Annotated in this window: 18 protein-coding genes and 2 pseudogenes; 8 read left to right on the top strand and 12 right to left on the bottom strand. The window is 41.9% G+C overall.

Annotation, left to right across the window (positions count from 1 at the left end):
• Both FQZ95_RS26050 and FQZ95_RS26045 read right to left on the bottom strand, forming a co-directional pair.
• Nucleotides 1-1,162, bottom strand: a 1,162-nt coding sequence (locus FQZ95_RS26050) for an AIDA repeat-containing protein (protein WP_202384204.1), incomplete at its 3' end; no start/stop codon positions are given.
• A gap of 67 nt (nucleotides 1,163-1,229) precedes the next feature.
• Nucleotides 1,230-1,346, bottom strand: a pseudogene (locus FQZ95_RS26045) (ATPase); the annotation flags it as partial.
• Between the two features lie 265 nt (nucleotides 1,347-1,611).
• Here FQZ95_RS26045 and FQZ95_RS26040 point away from each other — a divergent pair.
• Genes FQZ95_RS26040 through FQZ95_RS26030 form a run of 3 tightly spaced genes read left to right on the top strand, consistent with a single transcriptional unit; the run spans nucleotide 1,612 to nucleotide 2,449 of the window.
• Complete coding sequence (locus tag FQZ95_RS26040; protein ID WP_032183962.1) at nucleotides 1,612-1,764, top strand: hypothetical protein; 153 nt, start codon at nucleotides 1,612-1,614, stop codon at nucleotides 1,762-1,764.
• 1 nt (nucleotide 1,765) lies between these two features.
• Nucleotides 1,766-2,110 carry a YMGG-like glycine zipper-containing protein gene (locus FQZ95_RS26035; protein ID WP_000726978.1) on the top strand — a complete coding sequence of 115 codons (345 nt, stop codon included), beginning with the start codon at nucleotides 1,766-1,768 and terminating at the stop codon, nucleotides 2,108-2,110.
• A 3-nt stretch (nucleotides 2,111-2,113) separates the two neighbouring features.
• Nucleotides 2,114-2,449: a YmgD family protein gene (locus FQZ95_RS26030; RefSeq protein WP_000979977.1), complete on the top strand. Its 336-nt coding sequence runs from the start codon at nucleotides 2,114-2,116 to the stop codon at nucleotides 2,447-2,449.
• Between the two features lie 175 nt (nucleotides 2,450-2,624).
• On the opposite strand, the gene ymgF is transcribed toward FQZ95_RS26030, so the two are convergent.
• From ymgF to ycgZ, 6 genes are all read right to left on the bottom strand, one after another.
• Complete coding sequence (ymgF, locus tag FQZ95_RS26025; RefSeq protein ID WP_001065863.1) at nucleotides 2,625-2,843, bottom strand: cell division-associated protein YmgF; 219 nt, start codon at nucleotides 2,841-2,843, stop codon at nucleotides 2,625-2,627.
• 131 nt (nucleotides 2,844-2,974) lie between these two features.
• Nucleotides 2,975-4,498, bottom strand: a complete 1,524-nt coding sequence (locus FQZ95_RS26020; protein ID WP_160530979.1) for an EAL domain-containing protein — start codon at nucleotides 4,496-4,498, stop codon at nucleotides 2,975-2,977.
• A 333-nt stretch (nucleotides 4,499-4,831) separates the two neighbouring features.
• Nucleotides 4,832-5,080 carry a protein YmgC gene (gene ymgC / locus FQZ95_RS26015; RefSeq protein WP_001065752.1) on the bottom strand — a complete coding sequence of 83 codons (249 nt, stop codon included), beginning with the start codon at nucleotides 5,078-5,080 and terminating at the stop codon, nucleotides 4,832-4,834.
• Nucleotides 5,081-5,192: 112 nt separating this feature from the next.
• Nucleotides 5,193-5,459, bottom strand: a complete 267-nt coding sequence (gene ariR / locus FQZ95_RS26010) for a biofilm/acid-resistance regulator AriR (protein WP_000888778.1) — start codon at nucleotides 5,457-5,459, stop codon at nucleotides 5,193-5,195.
• 28 nt (nucleotides 5,460-5,487) lie between these two features.
• Complete coding sequence (locus FQZ95_RS26005) at nucleotides 5,488-5,760, bottom strand: hypothetical protein (protein WP_032302888.1); 273 nt, start codon at nucleotides 5,758-5,760, stop codon at nucleotides 5,488-5,490.
• Between the two features lie 42 nt (nucleotides 5,761-5,802).
• A complete protein-coding gene (gene ycgZ / locus FQZ95_RS26000; protein WP_001186982.1) occupies nucleotides 5,803-6,039 on the bottom strand; it encodes a regulatory protein YcgZ in 237 nt (78 codons plus the stop codon).
• Nucleotides 6,040-6,352: 313 nt separating this feature from the next.
• On the opposite strand from ycgZ, the gene bluF reads away from it, so the two are divergent.
• The 5 genes from bluF (at nucleotide 6,353) to iraM (ending at nucleotide 10,787) form a co-directional block, all read left to right on the top strand.
• The gene (gene bluF, locus FQZ95_RS25995; RefSeq protein WP_160530977.1) at nucleotides 6,353-7,564 is read left to right on the top strand and encodes a blue light-responsive regulator BluF; all 1,212 of its coding nucleotides are present in this window, start codon (nucleotides 6,353-6,355) and stop codon (nucleotides 7,562-7,564) included.
• Between the two features lie 204 nt (nucleotides 7,565-7,768).
• A complete protein-coding gene (gene bluR, locus FQZ95_RS25990; protein WP_000332296.1) occupies nucleotides 7,769-8,500 on the top strand; it encodes a DNA-binding transcriptional repressor BluR in 732 nt (243 codons plus the stop codon).
• 220 nt (nucleotides 8,501-8,720) lie between these two features.
• On the top strand, nucleotides 8,721-9,125 hold the full coding sequence (locus FQZ95_RS25985) for a DUF1398 domain-containing protein (protein ID WP_000373092.1): 405 nt from the start codon (nucleotides 8,721-8,723) through the stop codon (nucleotides 9,123-9,125).
• 830 nt (nucleotides 9,126-9,955) lie between these two features.
• A complete protein-coding gene (locus FQZ95_RS25980) occupies nucleotides 9,956-10,216 on the top strand; it encodes a biofilm development regulator YmgB/AriR family protein (protein WP_160530975.1) in 261 nt (86 codons plus the stop codon).
• A 247-nt stretch (nucleotides 10,217-10,463) separates the two neighbouring features.
• Nucleotides 10,464-10,787, top strand: a complete 324-nt coding sequence (gene iraM / locus FQZ95_RS25975; protein ID WP_160530973.1) for an anti-adapter protein IraM — start codon at nucleotides 10,464-10,466, stop codon at nucleotides 10,785-10,787.
• Nucleotides 10,788-11,521: 734 nt separating this feature from the next.
• Here the strand turns inward: iraM and trkG are convergent.
• The 4 genes and pseudogenes from trkG to icd all read right to left on the bottom strand — a co-directional run bounded on the left by trkG (nucleotide 11,522) and on the right by icd (nucleotide 16,935).
• Entirely contained in the window at nucleotides 11,522-12,979 is a 1,458-nt protein-coding gene (gene trkG, locus FQZ95_RS25970) for a Trk system potassium transporter TrkG (protein ID WP_160530987.1), read from the bottom strand.
• A gap of 250 nt (nucleotides 12,980-13,229) precedes the next feature.
• Nucleotides 13,230-13,619, bottom strand: a pseudogene (locus FQZ95_RS26655) (IS5/IS1182 family transposase); the annotation flags it as partial.
• Nucleotides 13,620-13,931: 312 nt separating this feature from the next.
• Nucleotides 13,932-15,299, bottom strand: a complete 1,368-nt coding sequence (locus FQZ95_RS25965) for a hypothetical protein (RefSeq protein WP_160530971.1) — start codon at nucleotides 15,297-15,299, stop codon at nucleotides 13,932-13,934.
• Between the two features lie 385 nt (nucleotides 15,300-15,684).
• The gene (icd, locus tag FQZ95_RS25960) at nucleotides 15,685-16,935 is read right to left on the bottom strand and encodes an NADP-dependent isocitrate dehydrogenase (RefSeq protein ID WP_000444487.1); all 1,251 of its coding nucleotides are present in this window, start codon (nucleotides 16,933-16,935) and stop codon (nucleotides 15,685-15,687) included.
• Between the last annotated feature and the right edge of the window lie 51 nt (nucleotides 16,936-16,986).

Raw genomic sequence — 16,986 nt, 5'->3', positions numbered from 1 at the left:
TCGCATCAGCTTTAGCATTCGTTAAAACTGACATTGTTCCTTTATCTTTAATAACCGTCTTGTTTGCCGAACCATATACGTCTAAATGACCACCGTTTTCCAGCAACACATTGTCTGCCACGTTATTGTGAATAGAGAATGCCCCTTCACTATTCGTACCGCTCACCGTCGACCTGTCAGTCATTGCTTTTAAAGCCGCGCCATCGTGCTGGGTAACATTCGTTGCCGTGCCCTCTCTAACATCAAGCACGCCACCGGAATATATTTCAATAACATTCGAGGTGCTCCTGCTATCAACAATTTGCGTCCCACCAGAATAGATCGTGGTAGTGTGCGCCGTTGACGTGTTTTGCAGCGTCTGCATTCCTCCATTTTTAATGGTGGTTATTTGTGCAGTGCTTGAATCAACATCCTGTCGACCACCATCTATTGTGGTGTCCAGCGCATGGCTCTTAATTGTTCTTTGGTCACCTCCATTTTTAATGATAGTGTTTTCTACAATACTCGAATCTACATACTGTCGGCCCCCATCTATTGTTGTGTTCGTTGCCAGACTTCCTTGTGTGATGTTTTGAGAACCAGATGTATTTATCGTCGTACCGTCAACATGCCCCTGAGCTGTTACTGTTTGTTTACCACCATCAATGACAGTCCCGTTTGCTCTCCCTCCTTCGACGTATGAATTACCATTCTTAATTATCGTGCCATTGCTGTTACCATCCTTATAAATGTACTGATTGCCACCCTCGATTAACGTGCCATTGCTGGTACCACCGTTATAAACTTGCTGATTGCCACTCGCGATTATCGTACCGCTAGAATTCCCACCATTATAAATTACCTGTGTACCCCCATGAAGGATTGTATTATTAGCTTGCCCCTGATAATTGTTATGGTTTGCTACATCTTGTTGTCCACCCATTTCAATAATACTTCCATTAGACACCCCACCAAATACAGTCTGGTGGCCGTGATTAATGATATGAGTATCATTAGTTGTCCCCCGTTCATCTACTATTTGCTCGCCATCCACAGTTTCACCATTTACGATACCAGTAACGATTGATGTGAAAGCAGCCTCTCCAGGCTGGGCATATATCAAGGCAGATATCAATAAGGAAAGTACTGAACGGCGAAAATAATAGCGACTGGTCCTGTTCATAAATTTCATCCTCTGAAAAGTGAATACTGAGTAGCGGGTAAGCGACCTTAGCTCTGCTGCAACATCGGCCCACAGGCACCAGACCAGGGGATTCATCCTTAAGAGACAGCGCAAGTGTATTGTGTTCACCGCTCATCAAAGACATCATGATGAAATGATGATATTCCGCATAAGAAAGAGGCATTTTTAGACGCATCGCGCTGAAGTGTGGTTGAATAAAAATTAATCTTTTCAGATAAGACTGTCGTACGCTTATTCTGCGAAAATAAGGCCGTCGGCAAAGTAAAATGACTCACATAATTGTTTCTGATGAATATCTTCTACTCACATGAATATTACACAATAATATTGATGCATCAGATTATCTTACCTTTACAACATCACGTTAACAGCCAATGACACTTCTTGAATAAAAATATTGTCAATCAAAGAGTTATTTTTTATTTAAGATTATTCTCATTCAAGTAAAAGACATAATTCCTATCATCACAGCCACGCTCATTTTGAATTATCTGAATAATAGCGAGCGTTCTTTAGTTAAGCAGGTCTTAATTGAAGACGAAATTATTGTGTGTGCAACTTACTTAATACCGGACATCTAAGTTGAAGAAAAAAATACTCGCCTTCGGGCTTATCTCAGCATTGCTCTGCTCCGCGCCAGCGATGGCGGATATGAATCGCACCACAAAAGGTGCACTACTTGGTGCAGGCGTTGGTTTACTTACTGGCAATGGCGTTAATGGCGTACTGAAAGGTGCAGCTGTTGGCGCTGGCGTTGGTGCAGTAACAGAAAAAGGCCGCGACGGCAAAAATGCGCGCAAAGGTGCAAAAGTGGGTGCCGCCGTTGGTGCTGTCACTGGCGTTCTGACCGGCAATGGCCTTGAAGGGGCGATTAAAGGTGCCGTAATTGGCGGTACGGGTGGTGCAATTCTGGGTAAAATGAAATAAGGAATGATGATGAAAAAATTTGCTTTACTGGCGGGTCTGTTTGTTTTCGCACCAATGACCTGGGCGCAGGACTACAATATTAAGAACGGTTTGCCGTCAGAAACCTATATTACTTGCGCAGAAGCCAACGAAATGGCAAAAACTGACAGCGCACAAGTTGCAGAAATTGTTGCGGTAATGGGTAATGCCAGCGTTGCCAGCCGTGATTTAAAAATTGAGCAATCTCCGGAACTGAGCGCCAAAGTGGTAGAAAAACTGAACCAGGTTTGCGCTAAAGACCCGCAAATGCTGTTGATCACGGCAATTGATGACACCATGCGTGCTATCGGCAAAAAATAATATTTCGTCTGTTACCGCGTCGATTGATTCGACGCGGTGGTTGTATATAGTTCTACAATGAAACATCACACCCGCCAATACGCCCTCACAACAACAAGCAAAGCAATTTAATCGGCATTAAACCACAAATACAACAATACTTATTACTATATAGCGGCTATAGCATAAAGAAAGATTAGTGCTGATCCCTGTGGCTAACGAGTTTTTCCCTTACTCGATTAACCAGATTGATCGCCAGCCAAACAAGGGCATTCAGCAAATTTATCGTCACAAGCACTTCTCCAAGCCCAGTACTGGGTTTTGCGATAAGGATGACCAGCAAGGTGATCAGCATAAATGCAATGGAAAAGATGATATAGAGAGTGAAATAATCCAGATTATTACTATTGTTCATGCTACTAATGGCAATCCTGTCAAAACTTTCAAACAATTATAGCAAACAAAATAATGAACAATAGTAACAAGACGCAACGAGCTAATTAGCTGTCTATAATTACACCGCACCATGGTCTTAATGATCAATTTTTACTCAATCATAACCTTCACCTTCGGTTTAGAAAGGATAATTTTAACCAGGTCGATGTAGGTTACCGGTTTATAGAAATAATAACCCTGCTGAAATGTGATGTTGTTTTGATTCAGATAATCAAGTTGTTCTTTTGTTTCGACACCTTCAGCGACGATACTGATCGAAAGTTTACGAGCCAGATCCAGTACACAATCCAGAATCCTGGTTGATTCCGGGTCTGCATTGACACGACCAACAAAACTGTGATCAATTTTAATATAATCAATATGCAGATCATGCAGATAAGAAAGCCCTGAATAGCCAGTACCAAAATCATCCAGTGCGATGACAAAACCATTTTCATGCAGAATGTTCAACCGCTGAACCAGACTTTCATCAACATTTAATGATTCACGCTCGGTCACTTCCAGAACGAGGTTTAAATCGCGGCGGGTAAAACTGTCACGGAAAATTAAGCACTCGTCGACAAACGTCGGCGAAATAATATGCGAGGCACTAAAATTAATTCCGATATGAAAACCTTCCGGCAATTTACTCGCGATAGCGTTCATCTGTGTGACAACCTGATTCATCAGACTTTGTGTAAGCGGAACAATTAATCCAGATTTTTCAGCAAGTGGAATAAATGCCGCGGGTGAGATATATTTGCCGTGAGGTTGTTTCCAGCGGGCTAATACCTCAACTCCCCGCAATGTACCTTCCCGACCATTTACCACAGGTTGGTAAAAAGGGACAATCTCACCATTACTTATTGCCCGTCGCAGGACCTCTTCAGGCGTTGCGCTTTTATTAAAATACTTATCAAGCAGGTAGGCTGCGGCGCAGGCAATTAACAGAATGAATATCAAAACCCCTACGCCATTATCGATAAGTCTGTAGAAGCTAAAGAATGGTGGTGGGTTAAAGATAATAGTGAAATGATATCTTGTGGAGTGAACCTTCTCAGTATAAGGATAGTGTCCATTAAGCGTCATCACGTCACCGGTAGGTCCAATAATGTCATCCGCTACGCGTAATGCATACCTTACCCCTTTCAAGGGCACATTAAGCGCTCCACGAATATGCTGATCACTTATCGTGACCAAAATACGCGTGTCTGCAAATTGGCTCTGATAGAGCAGGATAGGCAATCTATTGACGGTGTCGATTGCCGGAGCCAACAATAAATTACTGTCAGGGAAAGCAGGAATACGAGACAGCAGGACTCGATTCCCCGGCAAGGATGTACACCAGACCATTCCGCGTTTGAGAATGATGATTGTGCGCAAGTGAGGTTTCAGAGCTGCTTCGGTGCCAAGCTGATATTGCTCCTCGAGGTCGCATTCCTTACCGGCAATGTTAACCGCCGCTTGAGTCGCCTGTGACGCTTCTTCAAGTATGTGATTGATATTGTTGACAGCATATCTCGCTCCCGTCATATATGCTGCTTTTGCGGAATACCAGAGCTGGATATTCAAAATAGCGACACCGGTTATAAACAAGCATATCGCAACGAGGATGGGTATGAGTGTATTGCGCATTCGCTTGTCCCGGACTAAGGATTTTAATACATGAAAATGATGTTCATTCGCTCGTGCTGGCGTCTAAAGAGAGCATGGTAGAGAGCATAAGAAATATCCACGCCGAAGATAAAATTTTCTCCATCGTCATCTAACCTATTAATTATTGTGCTTAATGTGGGTAAAATTAAGCAAATCTGGCAGGATGTCAGACGTCAAGAATGGAGAACAATAGTTCTCCATTCTTGTTTAAACCCTGATATTCCGGATATATTAAGAAACATAACGACTTAAATTATTACTTTGCACCAGCATATGATACAGCTGATTGTAATTTTAAAACCTTACTCAGTTCTAAGAGAGCACGGATTCCCTGTCATTAATAATGATATCCGTTAGTGTAGTCTTATGCATTTCAATGTACTGCAAGATTTGCAGATAGAGATCAGAAAGAATCACACTAGTTTCATCTTTTAAACGCAAGCGTAAAGCCTGATCAATAATATGACTATCAACATATCCATGCGTCATGAACACCTCCCTCTCGAGATTTTTAAACAAAGCACATTGAAAAATAAATCTCTCTGGGATTGAATTATTCATGTCAGCCTCGTAGGAATAGTGACCCAATAAAATTATGCTGTGTATAGTCTAAAGCGACAGACAAAAATAAGATGACTGAGTTTTCTATAAAATTATACTTAATAATTGAAAGTTACATATCATCAGCTGTGTATCGCAACACGATTTCCAGTGTTTTTCTAATCACATCAGCTTTGAGAATATCACTTGTTGTTTCCAGAGAGTGTATCAGACTTAAGATAATATTTTTATTATTAACATTATCGCCTGAAAGCATTAAATTGGTCACAGCCTGCCCTAACACAGCTGACTCTTCTTCTAACAAATTACCCGAACTGCGAAAGTAGCTTGATAACGCTTTATCAGTTATTGCATTATGAATTGTAGTATCTTCAAGCATGGTAACCTCTCATCTTACTTATGAAATTTTAATGTATTCTGTTTATTTTCTTACCATTGAACATACTTTTATTGTCAGCTATCGCTGTTCTTCTGTTTGGCCCTCCTGTATCACTGTTGCTAAAATCACGAATTATGCTGTCAATTAAATCTCGTCGGAAAGCATTTTCCTCAGCCGATTTCATTACGAGTAATTGCTTAATAAGAGTCTGCAACGAAAAATTTATCTTCATGCGTAATATCTGGAGCACCGCCTGGCCAGTAATTTCATGTTTTATACTTTCATTATCAGATGTCTTCATAACGACTTCATAGTTAATCTGTCAAATAATCAGGCTGTCACATTATTCAAAAAGCAACCCAATTAGTGAATTGTAGTGTTTCTGTTCCTCTTCCCCTGTCGCTTGCTCCAGTCGACAAAGAAGTTTGGTACAAAGCGACTTTCGACTCAGATTACGTCCATCTTTCAAAATTTCAGTCACAATTTCCCCGAGGGTTTCCTGCTGAGTAGGCAAGTTAGCTTTTGCAAAGTAACGAGTAATTGCCCCCGCAGAATCTGAAATCACTGAATTTTGCTGCATGCTACGCCTCTATTAAAAATGTTAAACGTTGTTAAGTGCAGTAACAATAGCAAACTTGTACGAAATATGTGTACAGAATGATAAATTATTTTTTTGCAATTAGTGCTAAAACCTATAAAACAATGAGATACGTAAAAATTATTTGCATCATTTGACTGACAACCTATACAAGATTCCAAACGAACTCATCTTCAAATTTTTCTTTTTTTTATCAATGTAAATAAATAGTTATGTTTTAGTATTAAAAGCAAGACACCAGAAGATATGTCTGTTACCGTCATACTCTCGCCTCGCCCATTACCCTGGACTATTAATGCTTACTACCCTTATTTATCGTAGCCATATACGTGACGACGAACCTGTCAAAAAAATCGAAGAAATGGTTTCGATAGCAAATCGCAGAAACATGCGGTCTGACGTAACAGGGATTTTACTGTTTAATGGTTCACATTTTTTTCAACTTCTGGAAGGTCCGGAAGAACAGGTTCAAATGATTTATCGGGCCATATGCCAGGATCCACGGCACTATAATATTGTTGAGCTGCTGTGCGATTACGCGCCTGCTCGCCGTTTTGGCAAAGCGGGAATGGAATTATTTGATTTGCGCCTGCACGAGCGAGATGACGTTTTACAGGCCGTATTCGACAAAGGCACATCAAAATTTCAGCTAACTTATGATGACAGAGCGCTACAATTTTTTCGTACTTTTGTTCTTTCAACTGAAAAATCAACCTATTTCGAGATTCCTGCCGAAGACTCCTGGCGTTTTATCGCTGACGGACCTGATAAAGAACTTGATTCCTGTACCCTTTCACCAAATATAAACGACCACTTTGCCTTTCATCCTATTGTCGATCCTTTATCGCGGCGGATAATCGCTTTTGAAGCAATTGTTAAAAATAGGGAAGACAGCCCATCAGCCAGAGTGGTTGGGCAAAGCAAAGACGGGGAAATCTACACAGCGGATCTCAAAAGTAAGGCACTTGCATTCGCGATGGCACACGCACTTGAGCTCGGTGATAAAATGATTTCAATCAATCTATTACCTATGACCCTGGTTAACGAGCCTGATGCGGTCTCATTTTTACTTGATGAAATAAAGGCCAATGGTTTGGTGCCTGAACAAATTATCGTGGAATTTACTGAAAGTGAGGTCATATCTCGGTTTGATGAATTTGCCGATGCTGTTAAATCACTTAAGGCTACCGGTATGAGTGTAGCAATTGACCATTTTGGCACAGGTTTTGCCGGTTTGTTACTCCTGTCACGCTTCCAGCCTGACAGAATTAAAATCAGTCAGGAATTGATTACCAATGTTCATAAAAGCGGGCCTCGGCAGGCAATTATTCAGGCGATCATAAAATGCTGTACATCACTTGAAATTCAAGTCTCTGCTATGGGTGTGACAACACCAGAAGAGTGGATGTGGCTTGAATCTGCAGGAATTGAGATGTTTCAGGGAGATCTGTTTGCCAAAGCTAAATTGAATGGTATCCCTTCAGTTGCGTGGCCGGAGAAAAAATAATTTTCAGCACATTATTTCACATGATTTCTGGAAATCATCGTGAAAATGAATACGTTATGTTTTAATTTAATCCACATTAAAAATAATGTTTTATCCAATTTAGCTGAAATCTTATTTATACTTTGTACAATTTTAGCGTATATTGTACAAAGTATTATTGGGTCGTGTACAGGCGACGGAGATTTATGACCGCAAGGAGGAATTGTGGCTTATTACAGCATTGGTGATGTTGCTGAACGTTGCGGGATTAATCCTGTCACTCTCCGGGCCTGGCAACGCCGCTACGGTTTGTTAAAACCACAGCGCAGTGAAGGCGGACACCGACTCTTTGATGAAGAAGACATACAACGCATCGAAGAGATCAAGCGTTGGATAAGTAATGGCGTCCCTGTAGGCAAAGTTAAAGCATTACTGGAAACCACCAGCCAGGATACGGAAGATGACTGGAGCCGCCTGCAAGAAGAGATGATGTCAATTCTTCGTATGGCTAATCCTGCCAAACTACGCGCGAGAATTATTTCACTGGGTCGAGAGTACCCAGTAGATCAATTGATTAATCATGTTTACCTTCCTGTTCGCCAGCGTCTCGTGCTTGATCACAACACCTCCCGCATTATGAGCAGTATATTTGACGGCGCATTAATTGAATACGCAGCAGCCTCACTTTTCGAAACGCGCCGTAAGCCCGGTAAAGAAGCCATTCTGATGGCGTGGAATGTTGAAGAGAGAGCACGATTGTGGCTGGAAGCATGGCGTTTATCATTGTCAGGATGGCATATTTCTGTCCTTGCTGATCCCATTGAATCGCCGCGCCCGGAACTGTTCCCGACGCAAACATTGATTGTCTGGACAGGCATGGCACCAACGAGAAGGCAAAACGAACTTTTACAACACTGGGGTGAGCAAGGTTATAACGTCATCTTTCATGCCCCCTAATTTCACCTTTATCCCGCCCCTTAGACAGAATCTTATAATCTGAACCCACAACAGCGTTTGTACCGGAGCTGATCCGTTGCAAAATGCTCACCGGGAGAATTCAGGTAACCCCCCTTTCACACTTTGTACATATCACAGCCAAAGGACAGACCAGCTTGAAGTGAGAAAACCGATCGTGCACACTACGCACTCTCACAACTAACAAAAGGTTATTATCCTGATGGATCAGGTCGTTGTTTTTCAAAAGATGTTTGAAAAAGTGAGAAAAGAGCAAAACTTTTCCTGGTTTTATTCAGAGTTAAAACATCACCGTATTGTGCATTATATTTATTATCTGGCTACGGATAACATCAGAATTATTACTCACGATGAAACAGTTTTGTTATTAAGAGGAAACCGTAGCCTGTTAAAAGTCAGTACAACCAAAAACCCAGAAAAAATTAAAGAGGCGGCATTGCTTCATATTTCTGGGAACTCTACATTTTGGGAGTATTGTACAACACTGGCAAGTGCTGGCGTTTTCCGCTGGGTAACCGATGTTAATAACAATAAACGCGGCTACTACGCTATTGATAATACACTGTTGTATGTTGAAGATGTGGAAAATAACAAGCCATTAATCTAGCAAAGTTTTAACACATAAGAGATCTATCATAATTCAGTAAAATAACAAAAAAGAGGACTTTCTATGACTTATCAGAACTCCCTTTTTATTGTTATCCATAATTGTTCAGCCGACCAATTCTATAAATCTGACATTTGACACGCCTCCTTTGCCGTTCTGATACGTTACTTTTCTTGCAGTTATCAAACCCACAAATACAACGGGCGTGTTATATGCCCGTTCAGTACTTAATAGGTATAGCGTTAACATATTCTTGATAGCATGTACTGCATACCTCCTGCCTTAGAATTATCTCCGGCTAACTCCACCAAACATGGCTGAACACAGCCAGATAAGAACGCTTGCGCGCATCTGGATATCATACCGCTGCTGGAACTGTTTCTTAATCATCCTACCTTATTCGACCTATTCGTTACTGGCCATTATGAAGGACGCAAAGTAAGCGCTTTTTATGCGTTTTTGCTGAGTTATCATCACGTTACCTTAATATTATCAGGAACGAGTTAACGCTGCTCATAACGGTCAAACCGATACTATAAAGCCCAATAATTGAAACCTTTTCATCATGTCAGGAAGATAGTCATCCTTATGATCTTTATATAAAAAAGCCAACCATGGGGTTGGCAAAGTGGCACAAACCAGCATAAAAGCTATGCTTTGTTTACAAATCTTCTTTGAATTAAATATATATCGTCCTGACTAAACAGAACTAAAACGGAATGAATTATTTAATCATGTTACTAAATTTCATTTTGTTTAGCCTCTGTTGAGATCTCTTGTTTTAAATTTCATTTAGATAAAATTCTTAATTAAATCCTTGGGAGTCAATTATGTCTATGCAAAGTCAAGGAATGAACTTTGAAATGAACCTATACGCATATTTGAATAAATATGATACTCGACTTTCAGAAGAAAAACTTGCAATTGATAAGGCAGTTAGAGATTTATATCTTTACAACGAACACGTGGATAACAAGAGCATTATACTGAAATTGCTCTCATTTTTATCATCTGCTGATGACATTGTTGAAAAAGATATTATCAGGAATGCTTTGGAAGTGGTGCTTCTTTTTACATTAGACGATATTTAAGTCATCTCAGGAGTTTTAATACACGAAGAGTGCCCGGATACTAGCGATTATATTCATATTTAATTATTAGTGCGGGGAAAGAGATTATACATTGGCATATTTCTCTAACGTCCGTGATAGAAAAAAACTTTAAATATAAATAAAGAACAAACCACCTTTGCATTCAACCTCATCTGAGCTGACTATAGTACAAATTATATTGATATTCTTTATCAACATCATTGGAACAGAAGAATAAGGCGAAGAAATGAAGTGTATAGTAATTGATACTGTAATACAACCTTCGTGTGGTATATATTTTTCAGTCATATGGAGCGATATGAAAATGATCATTTGGTATCGTTCAAATATATTTCTCCAACCTGGCAGCATATTTACAGTTATTAAGTCAGGTATTATACTCGAGGATAAAGAATATCCGATCAGTATTTTTAACGTGGCGCTATTCAACAAAAATTTATGGAATTTAATCAAAAATAGTCAAGAGTGTCCTACAGAATCAAACAAAATTACGAATAAATGCCTGCATAAGCATTGCATTATGCAAATATGTCCACATGGTCTCAAGTAATGGGGGTTATTTAACCTTCCCTATATGCTATAGATAAATCTACCAAAAACTGCCCCTTCGTAGAGGGGCGCTATGATTTTGTTTTATTTGAAGGCATGGTGCTGAATGTATTCGTTGAATCCAGATTCAACACCTGAAGCTGCACTTAACCCATAATACTTGTTTCTGGTTCCTCTACCGAGTGGTCAAACAATGATATGTATGTGACGTCAGAGTTTATTTTTTTAGTGTTTAATGCTATTAATTTAACGTAGTTACCTATCTTTTTTCTACCTTCTGAACTAACCTTAGGTTTCAACGTATCCGGCAGGAGGGGCTATCCCCAATCTTAAATTTTGCTGCCCGATTTGCTCAAGCCAAAGTTTTAATTTTACAACCTATAAACCTGAGTTAAATCAACCTCATGGTGCTGTCTGTTCCCGCTGTGGAACAAGACTCACTGCAACATCTTGCATTCCTAAACTTCGCAGAAGGCGATGGGCAAAAACTGTACTGTAATGTTATTTCGATGTCTCTTATGGTAAATAGGAGGCGTCGATGCTAAGTGAGTAGCCTGCTTGCTTCTCAATCCTGGATACTATCAGCATTCACGTCAGATGAAATGATGATATTTCGCGTAAGAAAGAGGCATTTTTTTATCAACTTCACATCGGAGATGGTAATAATCCTATGGGTCCAGTCCATATGAGGGGGTCAACATACTATAAAATTCACAATCATAAATTAACTATATATCAAGAACGCCAAAAAAATCCTGAAAACAGTATAATAACAGGGTAAATTTCAAGTCGACCAAGAATCATAGCAATACACATGAGATATTTTGCAATATCATTAAGAACACCGAATGAGGATGCGGTAGCCCCAAAACCCAGCCCCATATTATTAATGCATGCAGCGACTGTCGCAAATGATGTAAGGAAATCATATCCCATACCGTTTAGCACCAGTATAAAAAACACTGTAAAGAAAGTATAAAGAAAAAAGAAACTCCATACAGACCTCATTACGCGGTCTGTAACAATCTTCCCTCCTACATTTACACTAAGCAATGCTCTGGGATGAGAAAGCTGATTTATTTCGTGTTTACTTTGTTTAAAAAGTATAAGAAATCTAAGTGATTTAATTCCGCCGCACGTTGAGCCTATACATCCCCCAAAAAAACTTGACAGCAGCAAAAAAACTATCGTATGTGTGGGCCAGTTTGAATAATCCTGCGTAGCTAAACCATTATCAGTGAGCATGGAGCTAGCAAGAAAAAACGAATGAACAACACTTCCAGTTAAGTCATACATACCTATATGCCAGACCTGGAAAGAGGTAACAATAATAACACCTGAAGCTATTAACAAAAAGAAACGAAGTTCAACATCTCTGAGTAAGGGTTTTATTGTTTTCCTGCTTATAACAACATACCAAAGAGTGAAGTTGAAAGCCGATAACAGAGAAAAAGAGCCCGCCACCAGTTCAATCAAATAATTATTGAAATAGCCGATACTCTCACTATGAGTTGAAAAACCGCCAAGAGAAACTGTAGAAAGTCCATGACAAATAGCATCAAACAACGGCATTCCTGCAAGTCGATAACAAACAATACAAGCAATGCCTAATAAAGAATAAGTTATCCAAAGTGTCCGCGACGTATCAGCCAGGCGTGGAGTCAGTTTGTCATCCTTAAATGGCCCTGGCATTTCTGACTGATAAAGTTTTGCACCACCAATACCCAATAATGGCAACACAGCAACTGCCAGAACAATAACCCCTAAACCGCCTATAAAATTTAATTGTGACCGGTAGAACAAATATGCCCGAGATAATGAACTGACATCATCAATTACTGTTGCTCCTGTTGTTGTTATTCCGGAAACCCCTTCAAACAGCGCGTCAGCAAACGTTAAATTAAGCTCTGAATCAATCCATAATGGAAATGCGCTAATAATAGAAAATAAAATCCAAAACATTACAATTATAATAAACCCATCACGGGTGCGTAATTGAATGCCAGATTTTTTAGTGGTATACCACGCTCCGCCACCAACACAAAAAAATATAACAAAAGTAATAAAAAAAACGAACAAGCTTTTTTCTTTATAAAACAATGCTACAACCATTGGTGGTAACATTGAAAGACTATAGAGCCAGACCAAGAACCCACACATATGAGTTACAACTCTTACATGAGATGTATTCATATCCAAATGTTCTTTCAATTATAACCACCTTACTGCAATGTCATGATTATACTGTATAAATTTTAACTCTTCTTAGATCTTACTTCACTGGTCCTTATGAAACAATCAGCAAAATGAATCTTATTATAACACTGTTCGGTTATGTATTGTTGAGCCTTCCCGCTGGGCCTGCATCATTACAAGTCGCTCCCTATGGGGCTTTGTCGAATAAATAATTTTTCGGTAAGTATCCCCTGAGCAGGTTGTATCTTCAGGCAGTATGAACACTTTCTGGCATACCTACCTTCGTCATTATGTTCAGCGTATGCACCATGACCAAAGCCTCTGCAACCGGCCTATCATAATCTAGCAGCATCAGAGAACCTCAGAATAACTGTTTTACCCTGTACATTGCCGTTTGCGCTATTGAGCAACGATTGTAATCTTTTGTCCATTTTCACCGGGAATTACCCTCGGTCAATCGCTGATACGCGACTGCACAGTTACGGTCGGCATACTCACCGGGCCAGTAACCCGCTCCTTTTTGGGGTGGGATGAGCGCGCTGATTTTCACACGGCGCAGCTGCTCGTAACAGAGCCGAGAGGCGTAAACTCCGTCTGCTGCTGTCCTGATTTTTTGATGGGTTTGCCGGATTAATCCGGCTACACCTCTACATCCGTTACGCTGAATGCTGAGGTCGCCCTTGGGAAGAAGGCATTGCTGACTTATACCAATCCGAAATCACCTCCTCGTGCAACCAGACAGGGAGGGGCCTCGGTTGATAAGAGCTCTGTTATTGATGTGCCAGTTGGTGATTCTAACTTTTGCTTTGTAACGGGACGAGCCGTGTTGGCAGATGATGTGTGGTCTGATCCTTAAACTCAGTAAAAGTACGATTTATTCAAAAAAGCCCCTCCACTATGATTTCGATTTAAGGGGCTGATGATTATGTAACGCGAATTTACCGGATCCTTACGAACCTTTCTTTATCCTGCTCTTGCCCCTTTCGGTAAGCCCATTCTCTGTCATGTATTTTCTGGCAGTGAATATATTAATGCTGTGGTCAGTACAAAACCCCTTAACACCCTTGATCTTTTCCCGCTGAACCTGGGGCATCTTCGACCATTCCCGGACGAGATTTTTGGTAACTCTGTTCCATTTCTCTGGTTTGTTCAGCTTCGCTCGGCCCACCCAGGTTAATCCGTCCTTGCTCAAATTCAGGTAATGACGTGCTGTGCACGGTCGGATGTTGTGGCTCTCACACCACTTATTGAAATCGACGTTGCACCGCTCATCCGAGGTCATCATCGACCATTTCCGGATAACCTCGTAGGGAATGGGGAGCTTTATGGCAACTTTCGACCTTACCCTGACGCGACGTTGCGGGACTGTCTCATGTTTCGCACTCAGGTTTTCTTCCGACAGTGCGGAGAGGGAGGACCTGAAATCAAGTGATTCTGGCTGGTTATGTGACAACAGTGTCGCGGCAATGGCGTGAAATCGGGTACTATCCACACTTCCACAGACCTTCACACTGCCATCACTGACATCAATATTCACTAATTTGCTATTACTAATAGTTTTCGTGAAGGTGATGGTGTGGCCGGAAAAACAGAAACTAAACTTGAACGGCTCAGTGAAAAGCTTAGTGAGTTGCGGGTCAGCCCCCACCTCCGCCCGGTACGTAAACAGTGCATTCGTCATGGCAACTACCAGTTCGTTAGCCTCGTCCGTATTCTCGATGATTAAATTTTTCATCTGATTCAGAATTTTCTCGCTGCTCTGGAGCAGCAGCAGGGGCCGGGGCAATGTCGCGCCCATGGCGAGGTTGGAGTAGCATGGCGTTAGCATGTAATTCACTCCTTCCCGTTGTTTTTCTTCTGTGATAGAAGGGCTGAAATCATCTATTCCGGGCTGGCGAATGCGTGAGACCAGTGTTGTGACAAAGGCGTTAAACAGATAACAATCAGCATAGCCACAGGCACTCCACCCATCCTTGCTGACCATAATATTCACGCAATTGTCCCCATTAAAATCCATATGCGTGTTGGTGAAGGTAATGGTGTGGTCGGAAAAACTAAAACTGAACGACTCAGGAATTTGCAGACCACGCGCCCTAGGCATGTCTGGATTATCCGGCAGTTTAGCCATCTGATTTGGCTGCAGTGCGGTCGCCATGACATCCGCCAGTTCGTTAATCTGGTCAGAACTCATCGTGCTACAGTCCGTATTTCTGTGAATTAAATTTATCATCTCCCGCAGATGAGTCCTGCAACTTTCCTGGCTCTGCAGGAGCTGGGACAGTGTCACAGCCGCGTTAATGCGGCATGGTGTTACCATATAATACAATCCTTTTTCTCAGGGGGGTTGATATTCCGGATCGTGCCGTGTTTGCCCACGGCTCCCCCTGGAGAGCTGCAGACCTGTTTATTTAACTCGCACAGCGCCGGGGCCTGTCAGCAAACAGGGAGCATAACCGTCGTGCCATTAAACGCCAGACGGGAGATCATTATTATTTTATTAATACAGATCCGTTGCATTCCGGTCTTTACCGCAGTTTAAAAGAAAAGAGAATAGGGACTTAGGCAGTAGAGCAGTCATTGGACAGACCACACTACCCCAAACTAGCAGGGGAGTTTTGATAAAATTTTGATAACCGTTAGCATGCTAACAAAAAACAACGGGCGTGTTATACGCCCGTTTCAATATTTAACACATGTAGTGATTACATATTCTTGATGATCGCGTCACCAAACTCTGAACATTTCAGCAGTTTAGCGCCTTCCATCAGACGTTCGAAGTCATAGGTTACAGTCTTGGCGTTGATCGCGCCTTCCATACCTTTAACAATCAGGTCTGCGGCTTCAGTCCAGCCCATATGGCGCAGCATCATCTCAGCGGAGAGGATGATAGAGCCTGGGTTAACTTTGTCCTGACCAGCATACTTCGGCGCAGTACCGTGGGTGGCTTCAAACAGCGCGCATTCGTCACCGATGTTTGCGCCTGGGGCGATACCGATACCGCCAACCTGCGCTGCCAGAGCATCAGAAATGTAGTCACCGTTGAGGTTCATACAGGCGATAACGTCGTATTCAGCCGGACGCAGCAGGATCTGTTGCAGGAATGCGTCAGCAATCACGTCTTTAATAACGATCTCTTTGCCGGTGTTCGGGTTTTTGACTTTCAGCCACGGGCCGCCGTCGATCAGTTCACCGCCAAACTCTTCACGCGCCAGCTGGTAACCCCAGTCTTTAAACGCGCCTTCGGTGAACTTCATGATGTTACCTTTGTGCACCAGGGTCACAGAGTCACGGTCGTTAGCAATTGCGTATTCGATCGCGGCACGAACCAGACGTTTGGTGCCCTCTTCAGAACACGGCTTAATACCGATACCGCAATGTTCCGGGAAGCGAATTTTCTTCACACCCATCTCTTCACGCAGGAATTTAATCACTTTCTCAGCGTCGGCAGAATCAGCTTTCCATTCGATACCCGCATAAATGTCTTCCGAGTTTTCACGGAAGATAACCATATCGGTCAGTTCAGGATGTTTAACCGGGCTTGGGGTGCCCTGATAGTAACGTACCGGACGCAGGCAGATGTAGAGATCCAGTTCCTGGCGCAGAGCTACGTTGAGAGAACGAATACCGCCGCCAACCGGAGTGGTCAGAGGGCCTTTAATGGCAACGCGATATTCACGAATCAGATCAAGGGTTTCAGCAGGCAGCCAGACGTCCTGACCATAAACCTGTGTGGATTTTTCACCGGTGTAAATTTCCATCCAGGAGATTTTACGCTCGCCTTTATAGGCTTTCTCGACTGCAGCGTCGACCACTTTCAGCATGGCTGGGGTTACATCTACACCGATTCCATCACCTTCAATGTAAGGGATAATCGGATTTTCAGGAACGTTGAGTTTGCCGTTTTGCAGGGTGATCTTCTTGCCTTGTGCCGGAACAACTACTTTACTTTCCATTCACCTCTCCTTCGAGCGCTACTGGTTTGCTCGTCTGCCACCACGTTGCAT

The sequence above is a fragment of the Escherichia sp. HH41S genome (genome assembly GCF_009820115.1).
GTDB classification, from domain to species: Bacteria; Pseudomonadota; Gammaproteobacteria; order Enterobacterales; family Enterobacteriaceae; genus Escherichia; species Escherichia coli_F.
This window is presented reverse-complemented; position numbering and strand designations above follow the sequence as displayed.

Coding starts and splice junctions, on each gene's coding strand:
- bluF (WP_160530977.1), top strand. CDS start 6,353: ATGCTTACTACCCTTATTTATCGTAGCCATATACGTGACGACGAACCT.
- ymgC (WP_001065752.1), bottom strand. CDS start 5,080: ATGAATAATTCAATCCCAGAGAGATTTATTTTTCAATGTGCTTTGTTT.
- ariR (WP_000888778.1), bottom strand. CDS start 5,459: ATGCTTGAAGATACTACAATTCATAATGCAATAACTGATAAAGCGTTA.
- FQZ95_RS26030 (WP_000979977.1), top strand. CDS start 2,114: ATGATGATGAAAAAATTTGCTTTACTGGCGGGTCTGTTTGTTTTCGCA.
- FQZ95_RS26020 (WP_160530979.1), bottom strand. CDS start 4,498: ATGCGCAATACACTCATACCCATCCTCGTTGCGATATGCTTGTTTATA.
- ymgF (WP_001065863.1), bottom strand. CDS start 2,843: ATGAACAATAGTAATAATCTGGATTATTTCACTCTCTATATCATCTTT.
- FQZ95_RS26005 (WP_032302888.1), bottom strand. CDS start 5,760: ATGAAGACATCTGATAATGAAAGTATAAAACATGAAATTACTGGCCAG.
- FQZ95_RS25980 (WP_160530975.1), top strand. CDS start 9,956: ATGTCTATGCAAAGTCAAGGAATGAACTTTGAAATGAACCTATACGCA.
- icd (WP_000444487.1), bottom strand. CDS start 16,935: ATGGAAAGTAAAGTAGTTGTTCCGGCACAAGGCAAGAAGATCACCCTG.
- FQZ95_RS25965 (WP_160530971.1), bottom strand. CDS start 15,299: ATGGTAACACCATGCCGCATTAACGCGGCTGTGACACTGTCCCAGCTC.
- trkG (WP_160530987.1), bottom strand. CDS start 12,979: ATGAATACATCTCATGTAAGAGTTGTAACTCATATGTGTGGGTTCTTG.
- iraM (WP_160530973.1), top strand. CDS start 10,464: ATGAAGTGTATAGTAATTGATACTGTAATACAACCTTCGTGTGGTATA.
- ycgZ (WP_001186982.1), bottom strand. CDS start 6,039: ATGCAGCAAAATTCAGTGATTTCAGATTCTGCGGGGGCAATTACTCGT.
- FQZ95_RS25985 (WP_000373092.1), top strand. CDS start 8,721: ATGGATCAGGTCGTTGTTTTTCAAAAGATGTTTGAAAAAGTGAGAAAA.